This is a genomic window from Vibrio sp. 1580, from assembly GCF_033340055.1.
The window spans coordinates 1-647 of the sequence record NZ_JAWOVT010000367.1 but is presented as its reverse complement, the minus strand read 5'-3'; the positions used below and the strand labels follow the sequence as shown (position 1 = coordinate 647).

The following is a 647-nucleotide window of genomic DNA, read 5'->3' as shown; positions in this document are numbered from 1 at the left end:
AAACGCGTATTGCTCAATCGTCTGCCATCCAGCGAGCTGGTCGTGCTGGGCGGATTGAAGAGGGGATTTGCGTTCGCCTCTATTCAGAAAGCCAACTCAAGCAACAGCCACAAGTGCCACAACCTGAGATTTTGCATTCCGATCTTGCGAGCTTGGTAATGGAGCTGGCGTTTTGGGGGACGACCGATATTCATGAGCTAAAATGGCTCGATATTCCTTCTGCTGCTGCGCTGCGACAAGCTAAGCAGTTGTTATTTTCATTAGGGCTTATTACTGAGCAAGGACAACTGACTGCGGAAGGAAAGCAGGCTCATGACTTGGGCGTAGAACCTCGCGCGGCAGCGATGTTAATTAAATCGCAATCCCACAGCGATAAGGTGGTAAATGTCGCTTTGGCGGCGGTCGCCCTAATTGAAGAGCCAGAGCGTAATACAACGAATATCGCACATAGCTTGCATCGTTGGTTGTCCGGTTCTCATCCGAAAAAATCGTTGTTATTGAAGCGCGCACAATCTCTTGCGCATAAACTCGATACCATGTTTAGCCTTCGAGAAGTGGATGAAGATGTATTGCCGTTGGTGTTGAGCTTGGCGTTTCCCGATAGGATCGCTCAGCAACGCACCAATCAATTTGGTCGCTTTGCACTA

1 pseudogene is annotated in these 647 nt (G+C 49.3%); it reads left to right on the top strand.

Going from position 1 to position 647, the window contains the following annotated elements:
- A pseudogene (locus R7093_RS26050) lies at positions 1-647 on the top strand (ATP-dependent RNA helicase HrpB); the annotation flags it as partial.